The sequence below is a fragment of the Mesorhizobium sp. 2RAF21 genome (genome assembly GCF_052115345.1).
In the GTDB taxonomy this organism is placed as follows: Bacteria; Pseudomonadota; Alphaproteobacteria; order Rhizobiales; family Rhizobiaceae; genus Mesorhizobium; species Mesorhizobium terrae.
Genome location: NZ_JBFRGM010000019.1, coordinates 1 through 14,323, shown reverse-complemented (window position 1 = coordinate 14,323; position 14,323 = coordinate 1). Strand labels below are relative to the sequence as shown.

The window sequence follows — 14,323 nt, the reverse complement described above, 5'->3', positions numbered from 1 at the left end:
CGGCGGATCGGCTTTCGAGGGGTGGTGTGGAATGAACGGATATTCTGTTTCGCATGCGGTCAGGCCGGGATCGGTGGCGCCGCTCAAGAATGTCGCCTCGTGCCTGGCGCTGGTCGACACGCTGGTGCACCGGGCGCCGCATCTGCCCAATATCGGCGTCTTTTCCGGCTTCTCCGGCTACGGCAAGTCGATGGCGGCGCAATATTGCTGGAACCGCACCGGCGCGCTGTTCGTCGAGGTGTTCGATTTCTGGACCCGCAAGAAGTTCTGTCAGGCGCTGCTGGCCGAACTTGGCGTGGCGCGGCCGCGCGGCACCATCGGCGACATGATGGACGAGATCATCGCCCGCCTTGGCGACGATCCGGCGCGGCCCGTCATCATCGACGAGGCCGACAAGCTGGTCGACAAGGGCATGATCGAACTGGTGCGCGACATCAACAAGGCGGCACAAGTGCCTGTTTTGCTTGTCGGCGAGGAATTGCTACCGCAGAAGCTGGAGCAATATGAACGCGTGCACAACCGCGTGCTGGAATGGGTTCTGGCGCAACCCTGCGACCTCGCCGATGCGCGCGCGCTGGCCGATTTCCTCTATCCGCGGCTCGGCATCAGCGACGAACTGCTCGACCTGATCCGCGACCAGACCGGCGGCAAGGCACGCAAGATCGCCACGACATTGAACGCCGCCGCCTCCTTCGCGCTGACCGCCGGCGTCGGCGAACTCACCATTGCCAATTATCGTGGCCGCGTCTTCACCGGCGAGACGCCGAAACGCTTTTCGGCGCGGAGGGCCGCCTGATGCCGCCCGCCCTCAAACTGACGGTGGCCAAGGCCGAACCGCTCTATCGCGGCCGCGACCATTTCTGGCGGGTGATCCGGGCGCTTGGCGCTGACGGACGCTGTTTCACCGCCGCCGAAGTGCGCGGCGTATGCGACGAGCCGCAGCGCGGCACCATTCCGACGCTGCTACGCCGGCTTGAGCGCGACGGTTTCGTCGAGGCTTGCGGCGAGCGCCGCAGCGCTGCCGGCAAGCTCGAGAAGGAGTGGCGCCTGATAAAGGCGCCGAAAGCTGCGCCGACCGTGTCGCGCGATGGCCGCAGGCGCCGTCCGTCCACTGCCCAGCAGCAGATGTGGAACGTCATGCGCGGACCGCTGGCGCGCGCCGGCTTCTCATTCGCCGATCTCGTCGCCTATGGCTCGACCGACGACCTGACCGTGCCGGCGGTGACGGCGAAGAGCTATATCGGGGCTTTGTCGAAGGCGGGCTATCTGCTGCAGCTCGATCCGGGCGGGCCGGGGCGACCGGCGCTTTGGCGATTAAGGCCTTCCATGAACAGTGGCCCGCTGCCGCCGATGGTGCTGCGGGCCAAGCTGGTCTTCGACCAGAACCGCCACCGTGTCGCCGGCGAGGTATTGGCCGAGGAGGTAGCGCCATGAAGCGCGGGCCTCGCGCCGGCGGTACCACGCCCGGCCGCAGCTTCGCCGACAAGGCGCAGGCTGCCTGGGCGCCAGCGCCGGACTGGGTGAGCGAACTCGCCGCCTTCTGCGACCGCGAAGGACTGCGCGGGGCGGAAAAGCGCGTCGGCTATTCGCCTTCGGCGCTGTCGACAGTGATCTCGCGGCGTTATCCCGGCGACATCGCCCGCGTCGAGGAAAAGGTGCGCGGCGCGCTGATGGGGCAGATGGTGCTCTGCCCGGCGCTGGGTGAGATTGGCCGCAACGTCTGTCTCGACTGGCAGAAGAAACCCTTTGCCGCCACCTCGTCGGTTCGCGTCGCGGTCTACCGCGCCTGCCGTTCCGGCTGCCTGCATTCGGCATTGAAGCCGAGCCATGAAGGAGGCGGCTGATGCGCACCGAGCGTCAATTGGCGACCGCCGCCGGGTTGGCCGGCCTGCTGCCGCCGGCCGCGCTGGCAAGCGACCGCGCCGCCAGGATCGCCAGCGACATCGCACCGGCCATCGCGGCGGCGATCGCCGCCGAGATCGACATGCTGCGCCAGCTGCGGGCGGCGCGCGAACGCGAGGAACAACGCATTTTCGAGGCCTGCCGCAGCGTCGGTCTCGCCGTCGACCGGCTGGAGCAGGCGCGTTTCACCGCCGCCGAGCCGGCGGCAAGACGCGGGTTGGAACAGGCGGCGAAAACCTTGCGCCGCGCCATCCAGGCCAAGGACGTGCATGCGACGCGATGAACGGGAAGGAGGACGACGTGGCGAAAGCGAAGGCAATGAAAAGGGTGCCGCAGGGCAGGGAGGACGCGGTGTGGACGGTCGGCCGCATCGGCACGCTCCGGCGCGACATCCAGGCGCGCAAAGCGGCGGCCGACGAGCAGATCCGCACCGTCGGCGAAATGGTCGAGGGCGCGCTGGCGCCGCTCGCCGAGGAGCTGAAGCAACTGGAAGAAGGCATGCAGGCCTATTGCGAGGCGAACCGGCTGACGCTGACCGGCGAGGGCAAGGTCAAGTTCCACGATTTCGGCACCGGTCGCGTCGCCTGGCGCCAGCGTCCGCCCAAGGTCGGCATTCGCGGCGTCGACGCGGTGATCGAGGGCTGCAAGCGGCTCGGGCTCACTCGTTTCCTGCGCGTCAAGGAGGAGGTCAACCGCGACGCCATGCTGGCCGACCCCGATGCCGCCCGCCAGCTCGCCGGCGTGACCATTTCCTCGGAAGGCGAGGATTTTGTCATCGAACCGGTGGAGCTGGAGGTGGGACAAAACGGAGGTTGATGAACAAATGATGTCGGTGGCGATCATCGTTCGAGCAGCGCCGGGGTCGCTACTTATAGAGCCGTCCCAAATGTTCCAGCGCATCGGCGAATTCGTGACCCATCTCTTGGATGGCGTCTGTGTCCCGTCGAACTCTAGCCAACGCAATGGTCGTGTTGTCACCTGCGACCAATCGGACAATTTGTTCGGGCAGATTTTCCACTATCAAGCCCCGCAGAATTTCCAGATGGCTGGCCAGCGGTGCATCGAAAAGATCTTCTGCTGCCTTGATCAGTGGATGATCGAATTCCTTTTCCGCCCATTCATTCCACAAAACGAGCTCGTTCGAAAAATCGACCGTCGCGGCATAATCGTCCACTATTGTTGGCTCCGTTGGGATGGCGTCGACGACCTCGCGAATGTGCCCTGCAAGGTAGGCTGCGCGTGCCGCCCGCAATCTATCCGCACGCAGCGACAGATCGACCAGCTCCCGGTGCCGCTTCTCCTGCTTTTCATCGGATATCCGCATCTGGCTCAGCGTGAACGCGGCGGCGAGCAGCGCGATCATCGCCGCCAGCAACGTCTCCCATTTCTTCACCCAAAGCGTGAGCGGATCGGTATCGCTGTTCAGGATCATGGCGAAGAGAACCAGACCGATCGGCAAAAGCAGGCCGAAGAACGCCAGAAGGCGCCTTTTCTGTTCGTCCAACACGGCAATTCCCCCTCGCAATCCCTTGCGGAGTGTGGCCGATGAACGCGCTGGCCGCAATCCATGTCGCCCGCAGGGAGCTCGGCCTCGACGAGGACACTTATCGCGCACTCGCGCTGCGCATCACCGGCAAGGCCTCGGCCGGCGCCATGAATGCCACGGAGCGTGGCCGGCTTCTGGAGGCGCTGCGCCGGCACGGCTTCAAGGGCGCGAAAAGAGGGCTTGAAGGCCCGTTCGCGCGCAAGCTGCAGGCTCTCTGGATCTCGGCCTGGCATCTCGGCCTGGTGCGCGACCGCTCCGATGCCGCGCTGCTCGACTTCGTCCGGCGCCAGACCGGTATCGACCACACCCGCTTCCTCGTCGATCCGGTGGACGCGGCCAAGGCGATCGACGCGCTGAAGGCCTGGACGGCACGGGAAGGCGGCGTCGACTGGAGGCTCGGCGCCTCGGTGCCGGCCTGGCAAAGGCTGCCCGGCGCCAAGATTGTCATCGCGCAATGGGCGTTGCTGCAAAAGGCCGGCCTGGTCGAGCCGGGTTTCAAGACCTTCGCGGCCTATATCCAGGACCATGCCTTCAACCCGATCGACAGGATGGGCCCGAAGGAGTGGGCCGGCGTCATGGCGACGCTCGGCACGCGGCTACGCAAGGCCACCCGGCGATGAGAGACCTATTTCGCCCAGTCGCTGTCCTTGGCGTCCTGACGCATGTCGGCGCAATGGGCGGCGCGCCATTTCGGCGGCGCCTGGCGGATGCGCTCGATGGCCCTTCCCATCGCGTAGGCAACGTCTTCGGCAAAGCCGGGATAGCGGTTTTCGGCCCTGCGCAGAATTTGCCTGAGCAGTTCCTCGTCGAGCTTGAAACCGCATTCGGCCGAGGCCGCCATCATGGCGCCGATGCCGCGCGCCTCCATGTCGTGGCCGTCGGAGGCGATGATCAGGAAAGCGAACAGGATCCCCATGCCGTCCTTGCTAGCGGAGTGCGGCGCTGATGCAAAGGGTGCACCTGCCGGACAGCCCGCCGCCGCTTTTGATCTGGCGCGAACGTTCGGCACTCGACCAGCTGGAGCGCGATGCCCAGGCGCTTGCCGGGCGCATCGCCAGGCTGCGGCCGCATTGCCACCACCGCATCGAGCTGGAGGCGCGGCTGCGCGAGCTACGTTGCCGGCAGATGCGGCTGGAATGCCAGCTGAAGGGCAGGTCGTGAGCGAAACGCGGCTCTCCTCGCTTCTGTTGTCGCTGCTCGGCGCCGAGGGGCTGGTGCGGCTCGCCGAACGGCGCGGCGGCACCCGGCTCTATGTGCCGGCCGAAGGCAATGGCCAGCTTGCCGCTGACATCGGTGCCGCCGCCGCCGGCAGGCTCGCCGACCGCTATGGCGGTTTCTACATTCGCGTGCCGCTTGCGCGTGAATTGCGCGCCAGGCACTATCGCGCCGCCGGCTGCTCCAACGCGGAAATCGCGCTCAGGCTTGGCATGAGCGAAAGCGGCGTCGACCGCCTGTTCTACGCCATGCCGAACAAGCCGGCCAAGGGTTCCGGCGATCCGCGCCAAGGCGACCTATTCCCCAGATGACGATACCGATGCCCGCCTCGGCGGGCATGGCTGCCGCGCGCGGCGACGCTCATGCTCCAGGCCATTTCCAGCCGCCGGAGCCGCCCGCCATGCGCCAGAATTTCGAGGCCAGTCTCAAACTTACGCTGAAGCATGAGGGCGATTGGGCCGATCATCCGCGCGACCCTGGCGGCGCCACCATGAAGGGCATCACGCTCGCCACCTATCGTCGTTTCGTGCCCAACGCCACCAAGACCGCTCTGCGCAACATCGCGCCGGCCATGGTCGCGCGCATCTACCGGCTCGACTATTGGGACAAGGTCGGGGCCGACCGGCTGGCCGCCGGCGTCGATCTCGCCGCTTTCGATGCCGGCGTGATGAGCGGGCCGGGCAGGGCGAGAAAATGGCTGGCCGCTTCGCTCGGCGGCGCCGACCACCAGACGGTGATGAGGCTTTGCGGCAAGCGCCTCGGTTTCGTGCGTTCGCTCGCCATCTGGCGCAGTTTCGGCGGCGGTTGGGGCAAACGCATCGCCGCGATCGAGGCCAAGGGCGTTGCCTGGGCGCTGGCCGCCTCGCTCCCCGGTCATGAGGTCAAGGCGGCGCTCGCCGACGAACATAGGGCGGCGCAGGCCAAGGCAAGGACACTCGCCGCCGGTGGCGGCGGCACCGGTGCTGCGACGGCCGGCGGCGGTGGCGATCTCGTGCTTAACCCCGGCCATGCCGAGCAGCTGGCCGGCTGGTCGATCGCAGCACTTCTGGCGGCCGGCATGCTGGTGGCGCTGGTCTTCGCCGTTCGCGCCGTCCTGCATCGCCAACGCGCCGCCGCCTATCGCGCCGAGATCGAAGCGATGGGGGACGCCTGATGGATCCGCTGGTCGGCTCGGTCCTCGTCGAGGCGGCGCGCAAGGTCGGCGCGCCGCTGGTCAAATCGGTGCTGGAGCGTTTTCTTGGTGGCGAGGCGGCCGATATCGGCGGCGTCGTCATCGACAGTGTCGCCGAAAAGCTCGGCGTGCCGCCAGGCCAGATCCCGGCGCAGCCGCCCGAAAGCATCGAGGCGGCCGTCGCCGCAACCGAGGCCGAGACGCCTGACCTGATCGCCGCCGAAGTGGCGCGCATGAAGGCCGGCCATGCCTTTGTCCAGGACAAGGCGACGCCGGCATGGGTGCCGGCCTGGCAATGGTTCATCATGGCGCTGTGGGCTTACAGCTGGGTGCTGGTGCCGGTCGTCAACGCCGCTACCGGCGCCGTGATCGAGCGGCCTTCGATCGCCGACCTGATCTGGCTTACCACCTGCTACCAGGTGCTCAACATGGGCGGCAACACGGTGCTGCGACTGGCCGACAAGGCGCGCGACCTGTGGGGCGCAAGGCCGGGGAGCGCCTGATGCCGGAGACCGTCAGCGAATGGCTGTCCTTCGCGCTTTCCTTCATCGCGCTCGCCGTCATCGTCTATGGCTGGTTCACCTCCGGCGAGAAGACGATCGCGAAGGATCTCGACAGCCACAAGGAGACAAGCGCCAAGGCGCTGACCGCCATCGATGCCGGGCTCGATGCGCATGAGCGCCGCATCCAGGCGCTGGAGACCGAACTGAAACATCTGCCCGACCGCGAACAGGCGCACCGGCTGGAGCTCGCCATGGTCGAATTGACCGGCTCGATGACGGCACTGGACGAGCGCCTGTCCGGCCGCATCGAGGCGTTGAGCGAAAGGCTGCAGCCGGTGCAGGCGATCGCATCGCGGTTGCAGGAGCTCGAACTCGAGAGGAAACGATGAGCCTGGAGCGCATCATTCGCGAGGAGGCGCGCCTGATCATCTTGCGCGCGCTAGCCGAGGAGCCGAACGAGAGCGCCACCTCGAGCGCGCTGCGCGAGCATCTGGCAGACATGTTCATGATCGTGCGCGAGCGCGAATGGGTCGAGCGCGAACTCTTCTGGCTGAAGGAGATGGAAGCGGTGCGGCTGACGCCGGCCGGAACCGTCGTCATCGCCACGCTTCAGCCGGCCGGCACCGAACATCTTTCGCACCGGCGTTTCCTTTCCGGCGTCAAGCGCACCAGCCAGCCGGTGTGTTGAGATGGCCGAGCGCCGGGTTCTCTCCTCGCTCGACCTGTTGCCGGAAGAGTGCCAGGACGATGTGGCGTGGGCGCTGTGCCAGCTCAACCAGCGCAGCCGCACCCAGGTCGACATTCTTGCCGATCTGAACGGCCGTCTCGCCGAGAAGGGGCAGGGGCCGCTGTCGCGCTCCGCCTTCTCGCGCCGCAATGTGCGGCTGAAGCGCCGCCGCGACCGGCTCGAGGAGCGCAGCGCCATCTATGCCGGCATCGTCGAACAATTGCAGCCGGACAAGGTCGGCGATGCCGATCTGGTGCTGGGCGAACTGATCAAGACCCTGATCGACGACCTGCTCGACGAGGCCAAGACCACCAAGCAGGCGCAGGAACTTGCCGCCGCCTACAAGAATGTCGTCACCGGCCAGCAGGTCTCGGCCGACCGCCGCGCGACGGAAAACCGCCGCGCCGCCGAAAAACTCGACCGCACCGTGGAAAAGGTGGCCGAGGAGGTCGGCAGGACCGGCCGGCCGATCGACGCCGAGCAGGTGCTCGAACTGATCCGCAAGGCCTACCGGGAGGGCGCCTGATGCGGCCGATCCTTTATGGCTACCAGCGCCGCTGGTTCGACGACCGGTCCCGCTTCAAGCTGGGCAAGTTCGCGCGCCAGACCGGCAAGACCTTCACCACGACGCTGGAGACCGTCGACGACAGTTTCGAACATGTGGTCAGGCAGGCGCGCACGCGCTGGGTGATCCTGTCGCGCGGCGAACGCCAGGCGCGCGAGGCGATGGACGAGGGCGTCAAGCTGCATGCCAGGGCCTATGGCATGACCTTCCAAGAATATGAGCAGGACTACGACATCGGTGCGGTCAGATACACCGCGCTCGAAGTGGCGTTGCCGCACGGCTCACGCATCCTGGCGCTGCCCGCCAATCCCGATACGGCGCGCGGTTTTTCAGCCAATGTCTTCCTCGACGAATTCGCCTTCCACAAGGACAGCACCGCCATCTGGAAGGCGCTGTTTCCGGTGATCTCGGCCGGCTGGAAACTGCGCGTTACCTCGACGCCCAACGGCAAGTCGGGCAAGTTCTACGAGCTCGACACCGGTACCGACACTGCCTGGTCACGCCATGCCGTCGACATCTACCAGGCGGTGGCCGACGGGCTGCCGCGCGACATCGAGGAATTGCGCGCCGGCCTCGCTGACGAGGATGCCTGGGCGCAGGAATACGAGCTCAAATATCTCGACGAGGCGTCGAGCTGGCTGTCCTACGAATTGATCAGTTCGGTCGAGGATGCGCGGGCCGGCGAACCGGAAGCCTATCAGGGCGGCGTCTGTTTCATCGGCGTCGACATCGGCCGCCGCAATGACCTCTTCGTCATCTGGGTGCTTGAACAGGTCGGCGACGTTTTGTGGACGCGCGAGATCGTCGAGATGAAACGCGCCACCTTCGCCGCGCAGGACCAGGCGCTGGACGAGGTGATGCGGCGCTACCGCGTCGGCCGCGGCTGCATGGACCAGACCGGCATGGGTGAAAAGCCGGTTGAGGATGCGCAGCGCCGTTATGGCGAACACCGCATCGAGGGCGTCCTGTTCACCGGGCCTAACAAGCTGGTGATGGCGACGGCCGGCAAGGAACGTTTCGAGGACCGCACCATCCGCATTCCCGAAGGGCGGCCGGCCTTGCGGTCCGACCTGCATAAATTGCGCAAGGTGGCCGGACCGACCGGTGCGCCGCGCTTCGTCGCCGAACGCGACGACGATCATGCCGACCGCGCCTGGGCCTGTTTCCTGGCGGTCAATGCCGCTGCCGGCCCGCGTTACCAATATGGCTACGAGCCGGTTTCAAGCCGCCGTGAAGCGGCATTGAACAGGCGCGGCTTCGAGCGTGCCGACGACGACGATTTCGGCGACGACGACTTTCGCGGGCCGCTCGGCGCCTCGATCCGGGGAGGGAGCTGGTGATGGCGCAGATCCTCGACGCCTATGGACGGCCGATCGACCGAAAAGCGCTGGTGCAAGAACGCGAGGGGCCGACGCTGACCGGCGTTCGCTCGCCGATGTCAGGTTATCCGGCCGACGGACTGAACCCGGTCAGGCTCGCCGCCATCCTGCGCGAGGCCGACCAGGGCGACCCGGTGCGCTATCTCGAGCTCGCCGAACAGATCGAGGAACGTGACTGCATTATCTCGGCGTCATCGGCACCCGCAAACGGTCGGTGGCGCAGCTCGAGGCGACGGTGGATGCGGCAAGCGATGCCGCCGCCGATGTCGAGAAGGCGGACCGGATCCGCGCCTGGCTGAACCGCGACGAACTGCAGGACGAGACCTTCGACGTGCTGGACAGCGTCGGCAAGGGTTATTCCTTCACCCGCATCCAGTGGGACACATCGGAAGGGCAATGGCAGCCGAAACGGCTCGACCGCTGGGATCAACGCTGGTTCCGTTTCGCCAGGCATGATCTCACCACGCCCTTGATGCTGGACGAGGGCGGCCGCGAACTGCCGCTGCCGCCTGGTGAATTCATCTTCGCGGTGATGAAAGCAAAGTCCGGCCTGCCGATGCGTTCCGGCCTGGCGCGCGTCGCCGCCTGGGCCTGGATGTTCAAGGCCTTCGCCAATCGCGACTGGGCGATCTTCACCCAGACCTATGGCCAGCCGATCCGCATCGGCAAATATGGCGCCGACGCCACCGACGACGACAAGCGCAAGCTCTACCGGGCGGTGGCCAATATCGCCGGCGATTGTGCCGCGATCATGCCGGACGGCATGGCGATCGAGTTCGTCGAGGCGAAATCGATCGGCGCCTCGATCGACCTTTATGAAAAGCGCGTCGACTGGCTGGATCGCCAGGTCTCAAAGGCGGTGCTTGGCCAGACCACCACGACCGACGCCATCACCGGCGGCCATGCCGTGTCGGAAGAACACCGCAAGGTGCAGGAGGACATCGAGCGCGCCGACGCCCGCGCACTCGCCGCGATCCTCAACCGCGATCTGGTCAGGCTGTGGATCGACCTCGAATACGGGCCGCAAAAGGCCTATCCGCGCCTAACCATCGCCCGGCCGGAAAAGGAGGATCTGGCGCAATTGTCGACGGCGCTGTCGCAGCTGGTGCCGATCGGGCTCAGGGTGCAGGCTTCGGAGATCCGCGACAAGTTCGGCCTGGCCGAACCAGGCCCGCAAGACGAGGTGCTGGCGCTGGCGGCGCCGAAAGAGCCGGGCAATGCCGAGCGGTCCGACAAAACCCGGGAGAAGCCGGCGCTGCAGCATCAGCACGCGCCAGCCGCTGCCTTGCCTGACGAGTTGATTGGACAGCAGGGCGCGGATCTCGGCGCGCCGGCTATCGCTGCGCTGGTCGACCGCGTGCGCGGGCTGGTCGGCCGCGCCGGCAGCCTGGAGGCGGCCGAGGCAGCGCTGGCACGCGTTGCCGCGGCCGAGCGCGCGCCGGTCGAACTGGTGAACGCGCTACGCCAGGCGATGCTTCTGGCCTGGCTGGCCGGCGAGGCGGAGGAGGCCGACCGTGGCGACTAGCGGCGTGCGTTTCGACGAGGCGATCGATTTCCTCCGACGCCGGCTGGCGCTGCCGCCCGAACGCTGGCTGGAGTTGTTGCGCGCGGTCGATGCCGGTGCAACCGACCGCGCCGCCGGCATGAGCGATGCGCTGGTCCATGACATCACGCAGGCCGTGCTCGACGCGTTGGAGGAGGGCACTGGCCTGCAGGGGTTCCTGGCCGAGTGGGACCAGATCGTCGAGCGGCATGGCTGGGAAAGCGACGGCCGCCGCGCCGCACTCGCCTTCCGCATCGCCACCGCGCAGGCCTATGCCGCCGGGCGCTGGCAGCAGATCCAGCGGCTGAAACATATCAGGCCCTATCTGCGCTACGTCCACGTCGACCCGGCGCTCACGCAACCAGGAAGCCGGGAAGAACACGCCGCCTGGCATGGGGTCATCCTCCCCGTCGACCACGACTGGTGGCAAACGCATTACCCGCCGAACGGCTGGAACTGCCGCTGCTATGTGCAGTCCCTGTCGGCACGAGATCTCGCTCGCTACGGCTGGTCGGTTAACGAGGGCGCGCCGCCCGAACGCACCGTCATCAAATGGTTTCGCGGCCGCCCGGTCGAGATGCCGGCAGGCATCGATCCGGGCTTTGGCGTGAATGTCGGGGTCGCTGGGCTGCGGTTGCCGGGCTGAGCGCCGAAACGCGGCTGAAAGCGTTCAAAACCGCTTTAGCATACGGGAAAATCGGGAAACGAGTCTTGGCACAAGATGAGGCTGCGATGTGTGAGCAAAATCACAGAGGTAGAATAAACCCACCAATATAGGATCTATAGGCTCAATCATTGGAATAGAGATGGAGTTTACGACCATCTCGGGCCTGGTTGCAGAATATCGGCCGCGTTGAATATTGCCCGCGTCGTGCAGCTACCGATCCAATAGGCACCGGATTTAAGTCGAGATTTCGAGGCGGTGGGGATCAATTATCGCATTCGACAAAGGCTATGCTGATCGCGCTCCGATCTTGGGCAGCCGACGCAAGCTTAGATCAGATTTTGGAGCAATCGCGATGTTTACATACGTAATTCGTGCATCTGCTGCAGTGGCTATTCTTGCAGCAAGTGCCTCATATGCAATGGCGGGGAAACTTACCTGTTCACAGGGGTCGGAAGCAGTCTGCGATGCCTGGTGTGGACACGTGGGTGGCGGGATGTCTTCGAACCCGGATGGCTCGGTGAGCTGCTCATACGCCATGGCTTCGTACAAGGCGAAAATGGACGCCAAGAAAAAATACGACGTCACGAAATTGAACAAGGGCGACTGGAAAATCTCGGCTGTCTCAAAAAAGAAGCCGAAAGCTAAGTAAGGCAATTTCAAACGTCTTTCCAATGTCGAGACTGCCTACTCAGGCCAAACAGAGTGCTGGGTTGGGCAGATTCTTGTCGGCGATAGCTGCTGCCGTGTCGATAGCGAGACGCCGATGGATGGTCTCGATATTGGAAGACGTTCTTCGATTGTTGTTGCCGTTGAGGGTGGAAGTAAGCGTTATCTCGACCGCCCTGGCCGGGTCGAATTATCGATATTGCTGACTAGCAGTATTATTTGAGCTTATGCTTTCTAGACACGGAACCCGTAGGCCTCGGCAATGGCTTGCCACCGGGCCGCGAAACGTCGAATACGATGATATCGGTTTGGTCTCTCAGACCGGTGGGGAGATCGACACGAAGCATTTGTTCGAGCGCTTCAGCACTTGTCGGCTTAGTAGTCCTATCCGGCCGAGCAGGGAGAGGTTTCCAATCCAGACCGAACCAGAACACCAGGTAGATGCCGTACCCGTCTGCTCCAGGGTCTGCTGCGTAGCCCTGTAGCTGCGTGGATGCTGCCTTCCAGAGTCCGGGATGGTTATGGCGTTTCGCTTCGATTGGCAGGTTTCGCCCCGCTCCCGAGAGGATGAGCATGTCGGCTCGAGTGTTGTTCGCCCGTTGTCCCTCAGCTAGCGTAGCGGCGATCTGATACCGTCTTAGGCGCTCCTCTAACATCGTTCGCACGAAATCCCGACAGTCGTTTTCCAGCAACGCTTCTTCGCAATACTCCCCCCAAAATCGCTTCCAGAGCGTGTCGCTTGTCGTGCGAATATCGTTCTTCAAACGATGCAATTCGTCCACAGCGATAGCGCGAAGGTCTTGCGCATTGACAGGCGCTTTCCCGGATAGAGCGTCTAGGGTCTTTTTAGCGGTAGGATGACGAAAGTCTCTGTCACGGGCGTTCCCCGCCGCCTCGGCTAGTCTGGTTTTGAAACTGTTAGTCCAAATTGGCAGTGCGGCATCGCTGGAGAGTTCGCGAAGGACCTTGAGCGCCGGGAGGTCTGACGCTTCAACGAGATTTTGGAGCTCGCGCTCGATTAGATCGGCAAATCGGTGCCGCCCCGAACTCAGGTCGAACCTGTCGCTGGGGCTGCAACGATCGCCCAACAAACCGATCAGGACCGAACTTCGCGTCGCGTCCTCTGTATTCGCGTTAACGAAGGTCGCGCAAAGGTCGCTAGCCCATACCTGCGCTGCGTGCTCGATTTCATCGGCATCGGAGCAGGTGACAGCGTAACTGTCGCCAAAAGCTGTGGAGTCGAGTGCAAACTCAATGAACCGCCAAAAGGCCTTTTGTTGACGACCGACTGCGGCGTTCGATAGAGCTCGCTTCGCGAGGCGCTGTAGCTCCTGTGCATCGAGTATCTTGATTGCCGATGTAAGAGTATCTTCAAGCGCTTTCGCATTCATGCCGGGCCGCTCGAACAAAATCGCTTCGATGGCATATCCGAGAGCCTCGCAATTGGTCTCCTTTCCAATATCTGTCAGGAGCCACAAGCTTTCGAGAGTTTCGTGGCCAGCATCAAGCATCGATTGCCAATAGCGAGATAGAATTTCTCCTCCCTTTTTCGGATCGCGACTGATGCAGTCTGCGGCGAATGTTAGAATTTTCGCTCGACGCTGATCGTCCTCGGTGAAGGTCCAGCGGAGTAGGCTGAGTGCAGTCAAAGGGGAACAGGGAATAAGGTGAGGCGGACGGCCTTCTTGCAACAAGAAGTCAACCCCGGAAACCAGCGCCAATTCCGCTGTTAGGCCACCGTGCTTTCTATGGATCTCGCCTAGCGAAACCTCGTCTTGGCCCTCAATCCCATTTTCGAGCAACCGCTCCCAACCCTGTGCAATAGCGGCGGCGCACTCGCGATCCGATTTTTCAATGATCCGGTCAAATTCAAAGGTCGGCGGGTGGTTTCCGAAATCGAGATACCATTTTGCGGCAAGCGCCAACACACCCACATTTTTGCCGGCGCGGATTTCCGCTAACTGTGGATTGAGAGTTTCTACAATACGGTTCCGATCAGCAGCAGCCTTCTCTCTTGCGAGAGCCTTTCGCTTGCCTTCTTCCTGCCGCCACGGTTCGATTTCGCAGTTTACCAACGCGACCATCACGCCCGAGAATTCTGGTTCATCGGACAACCAGTCGTAGAGAGCCCAGTAAGAGGGCTCGTGCCGCGAGGCTCGTGTAAGATGGACCGCTATCTCGGCTAACCGCTGCGCGCCTGAGGCTCCCCTCGATCGAGCGTTCACGAGGGCATATGCGCAGATCGCGGGTGTTGGAGCGCGGCCGGTGAAGTGTTCGTAGAAAACCTTGATCTGAACCGCGCCGGGTTTGCCAGAGGCCGTTTGGTTTAAGTTATGCGGCCATGGCTGGTTCTTCCAGCATGGCGTAGTAGCGTTCCTCGGCTTCGGCTGGCGGGATGTTGCCGATAGGCTCCAGCAGCCGGCGGTGGTTGAACCAGTC

Annotated in this window: 21 protein-coding genes; 18 read left to right on the top strand and 3 right to left on the bottom strand. The window is 64.2% G+C overall.

The annotated features are described in order from the left end of the window. Positions 1-31 precede the first annotated feature (31 nt). From AB4136_RS25785 to AB4136_RS25765, 5 genes are read left to right on the top strand one after another with little or no spacing between them, the layout of a single operon-like run. Positions 32-796, top strand: a complete 765-nt coding sequence (locus tag AB4136_RS25785; RefSeq protein ID WP_137900787.1) for an ATP-binding protein — start codon at positions 32-34, stop codon at positions 794-796. Further along, positions 796-1,434: a BlaI/MecI/CopY family transcriptional regulator gene (locus AB4136_RS25780; protein ID WP_137900786.1), complete on the top strand. Its 639-nt coding sequence runs from the start codon at positions 796-798 to the stop codon at positions 1,432-1,434. Before AB4136_RS25785 ends, AB4136_RS25780 begins: the two co-directional genes overlap by 1 nt. Further along, positions 1,431-1,844, top strand: coding sequence for a transcriptional regulator (locus AB4136_RS25775; protein ID WP_137900785.1), 414 nt, complete (start codon positions 1,431-1,433; stop codon positions 1,842-1,844). The genes AB4136_RS25780 and AB4136_RS25775 overlap by 4 nt, the downstream gene beginning before the upstream one ends. Beyond that, positions 1,844-2,185 (top strand): hypothetical protein, encoded by a 342-nt coding sequence (locus AB4136_RS25770; protein ID WP_137900784.1) that lies wholly within the window; start codon positions 1,844-1,846, stop codon positions 2,183-2,185. Before AB4136_RS25775 ends, AB4136_RS25770 begins: the two co-directional genes overlap by 1 nt. A 17-nt stretch (positions 2,186-2,202) precedes the next feature. Beyond that, positions 2,203-2,718, top strand: coding sequence for a host-nuclease inhibitor Gam family protein (locus AB4136_RS25765; RefSeq protein ID WP_441931738.1), 516 nt, complete (start codon positions 2,203-2,205; stop codon positions 2,716-2,718). A 49-nt stretch (positions 2,719-2,767) separates the two neighbouring features. Here the strand turns inward: AB4136_RS25765 and AB4136_RS25760 are convergent, their stop codons facing one another. Next, positions 2,768-3,406 carry a hypothetical protein gene (locus AB4136_RS25760; protein WP_137900782.1) on the bottom strand — a complete coding sequence of 213 codons (639 nt, stop codon included), beginning with the start codon at positions 3,404-3,406 and terminating at the stop codon, positions 2,768-2,770. Positions 3,407-3,447: 41 nt separating this feature from the next. Here AB4136_RS25760 and AB4136_RS25755 point away from each other — a divergent pair, with 41 nt between their 5' ends. Further along, entirely contained in the window at positions 3,448-4,068 is a 621-nt protein-coding gene (locus tag AB4136_RS25755) for a regulatory protein GemA (RefSeq protein ID WP_137900781.1), read from the top strand. Positions 4,069-4,073: 5 nt separating this feature from the next. On the opposite strand, the gene AB4136_RS25750 is transcribed toward AB4136_RS25755, so the two are convergent. After that, positions 4,074-4,364 carry a hypothetical protein gene (locus AB4136_RS25750; protein ID WP_137900780.1) on the bottom strand — a complete coding sequence of 97 codons (291 nt, stop codon included), beginning with the start codon at positions 4,362-4,364 and terminating at the stop codon, positions 4,074-4,076. Positions 4,365-4,393: 29 nt separating this feature from the next. On the opposite strand from AB4136_RS25750, the gene AB4136_RS25745 reads away from it, so the two are divergent. The 12 genes from AB4136_RS25745 (at position 4,394) to AB4136_RS25690 (ending at position 11,867) form a co-directional block, all read left to right on the top strand. After that, positions 4,394-4,609, top strand: a complete 216-nt coding sequence (locus tag AB4136_RS25745) for a hypothetical protein (RefSeq protein ID WP_137900779.1) — start codon at positions 4,394-4,396, stop codon at positions 4,607-4,609. Next, positions 4,606-4,974 (top strand): hypothetical protein, encoded by a 369-nt coding sequence (locus AB4136_RS25740; RefSeq protein ID WP_024925150.1) that lies wholly within the window; start codon positions 4,606-4,608, stop codon positions 4,972-4,974. Before AB4136_RS25745 ends, AB4136_RS25740 begins: the two co-directional genes overlap by 4 nt. Next, entirely contained in the window at positions 4,971-5,816 is an 846-nt protein-coding gene (locus tag AB4136_RS25735) for a glycoside hydrolase family 108 protein (RefSeq protein WP_441931736.1), read from the top strand. The genes AB4136_RS25740 and AB4136_RS25735 overlap by 4 nt, the downstream gene beginning before the upstream one ends. Beyond that, the gene (locus AB4136_RS25730) at positions 5,816-6,337 is read left to right on the top strand and encodes a hypothetical protein (protein ID WP_171020944.1); all 522 of its coding nucleotides are present in this window, start codon (positions 5,816-5,818) and stop codon (positions 6,335-6,337) included. Before AB4136_RS25735 ends, AB4136_RS25730 begins: the two co-directional genes overlap by 1 nt. Continuing rightward, entirely contained in the window at positions 6,337-6,726 is a 390-nt protein-coding gene (locus AB4136_RS25725; RefSeq protein WP_171020943.1) for a DUF2730 family protein, read from the top strand. The genes AB4136_RS25730 and AB4136_RS25725 overlap by 1 nt, the downstream gene beginning before the upstream one ends. Next, positions 6,723-7,025 (top strand): VpaChn25_0724 family phage protein, encoded by a 303-nt coding sequence (locus AB4136_RS25720; protein WP_137900775.1) that lies wholly within the window; start codon positions 6,723-6,725, stop codon positions 7,023-7,025. Before AB4136_RS25725 ends, AB4136_RS25720 begins: the two co-directional genes overlap by 4 nt. A 1-nt stretch (position 7,026) precedes the next feature. Continuing rightward, on the top strand, positions 7,027-7,590 hold the full coding sequence (locus AB4136_RS25715) for a phage protein Gp27 family protein (RefSeq protein WP_137900774.1): 564 nt from the start codon (positions 7,027-7,029) through the stop codon (positions 7,588-7,590). Beyond that, a complete protein-coding gene (locus tag AB4136_RS25710) occupies positions 7,590-8,969 on the top strand; it encodes a phage terminase large subunit family protein (RefSeq protein WP_137900773.1) in 1,380 nt (459 codons plus the stop codon). Before AB4136_RS25715 ends, AB4136_RS25710 begins: the two co-directional genes overlap by 1 nt. After that, the gene (locus AB4136_RS25705) at positions 8,969-9,307 is read left to right on the top strand and encodes a hypothetical protein (RefSeq protein ID WP_441931733.1); all 339 of its coding nucleotides are present in this window, start codon (positions 8,969-8,971) and stop codon (positions 9,305-9,307) included. Before AB4136_RS25710 ends, AB4136_RS25705 begins: the two co-directional genes overlap by 1 nt. Beyond that, complete coding sequence (locus AB4136_RS25700; RefSeq protein WP_441931731.1) at positions 9,223-10,533, top strand: DUF935 domain-containing protein; 1,311 nt, start codon at positions 9,223-9,225, stop codon at positions 10,531-10,533. Before AB4136_RS25705 ends, AB4136_RS25700 begins: the two co-directional genes overlap by 85 nt. Next, a complete protein-coding gene (locus AB4136_RS25695; protein WP_137900772.1) occupies positions 10,523-11,197 on the top strand; it encodes a phage minor head protein in 675 nt (224 codons plus the stop codon). Before AB4136_RS25700 ends, AB4136_RS25695 begins: the two co-directional genes overlap by 11 nt. A 373-nt stretch (positions 11,198-11,570) precedes the next feature. Next, positions 11,571-11,867, top strand: a complete 297-nt coding sequence (locus tag AB4136_RS25690) for a hypothetical protein (protein ID WP_441931729.1) — start codon at positions 11,571-11,573, stop codon at positions 11,865-11,867. Positions 11,868-12,099: 232 nt separating this feature from the next. Here AB4136_RS25690 and AB4136_RS25685 read toward each other — a convergent pair whose 3' ends face one another. Then, a complete protein-coding gene (locus tag AB4136_RS25685; protein ID WP_441931727.1) occupies positions 12,100-13,998 on the bottom strand; it encodes a hypothetical protein in 1,899 nt (632 codons plus the stop codon). Positions 13,999-14,323: the final 325 nt, after the last annotated feature.

Excerpts from the sequence above, each read along its gene's own strand:
- AB4136_RS25785 (WP_137900787.1), top strand. The coding sequence starts at position 32 with ATGAACGGATATTCTGTTTCGCATGCGGTCAGGCCGGGATCGGTGGCG.
- AB4136_RS25780 (WP_137900786.1), top strand. The coding sequence starts at position 796 with ATGCCGCCCGCCCTCAAACTGACGGTGGCCAAGGCCGAACCGCTCTAT.
- AB4136_RS25775 (WP_137900785.1), top strand. The coding sequence starts at position 1,431 with ATGAAGCGCGGGCCTCGCGCCGGCGGTACCACGCCCGGCCGCAGCTTC.
- AB4136_RS25770 (WP_137900784.1), top strand. The coding sequence starts at position 1,844 with ATGCGCACCGAGCGTCAATTGGCGACCGCCGCCGGGTTGGCCGGCCTG.
- AB4136_RS25755 (WP_137900781.1), top strand. The coding sequence starts at position 3,448 with ATGAACGCGCTGGCCGCAATCCATGTCGCCCGCAGGGAGCTCGGCCTC.
- AB4136_RS25750 (WP_137900780.1), bottom strand. The coding sequence starts at position 4,364 with ATGGGGATCCTGTTCGCTTTCCTGATCATCGCCTCCGACGGCCACGAC.
- AB4136_RS25745 (WP_137900779.1), top strand. The coding sequence starts at position 4,394 with ATGCAAAGGGTGCACCTGCCGGACAGCCCGCCGCCGCTTTTGATCTGG.
- AB4136_RS25735 (WP_441931736.1), top strand. The coding sequence starts at position 4,971 with ATGACGATACCGATGCCCGCCTCGGCGGGCATGGCTGCCGCGCGCGGC.
- AB4136_RS25730 (WP_171020944.1), top strand. The coding sequence starts at position 5,816 with ATGGATCCGCTGGTCGGCTCGGTCCTCGTCGAGGCGGCGCGCAAGGTC.
- AB4136_RS25725 (WP_171020943.1), top strand. The coding sequence starts at position 6,337 with ATGCCGGAGACCGTCAGCGAATGGCTGTCCTTCGCGCTTTCCTTCATC.
- AB4136_RS25720 (WP_137900775.1), top strand. The coding sequence starts at position 6,723 with ATGAGCCTGGAGCGCATCATTCGCGAGGAGGCGCGCCTGATCATCTTG.
- AB4136_RS25715 (WP_137900774.1), top strand. The coding sequence starts at position 7,027 with ATGGCCGAGCGCCGGGTTCTCTCCTCGCTCGACCTGTTGCCGGAAGAG.
- AB4136_RS25710 (WP_137900773.1), top strand. The coding sequence starts at position 7,590 with ATGCGGCCGATCCTTTATGGCTACCAGCGCCGCTGGTTCGACGACCGG.
- AB4136_RS25705 (WP_441931733.1), top strand. The coding sequence starts at position 8,969 with ATGGCGCAGATCCTCGACGCCTATGGACGGCCGATCGACCGAAAAGCG.
- AB4136_RS25690 (WP_441931729.1), top strand. The coding sequence starts at position 11,571 with ATGTTTACATACGTAATTCGTGCATCTGCTGCAGTGGCTATTCTTGCA.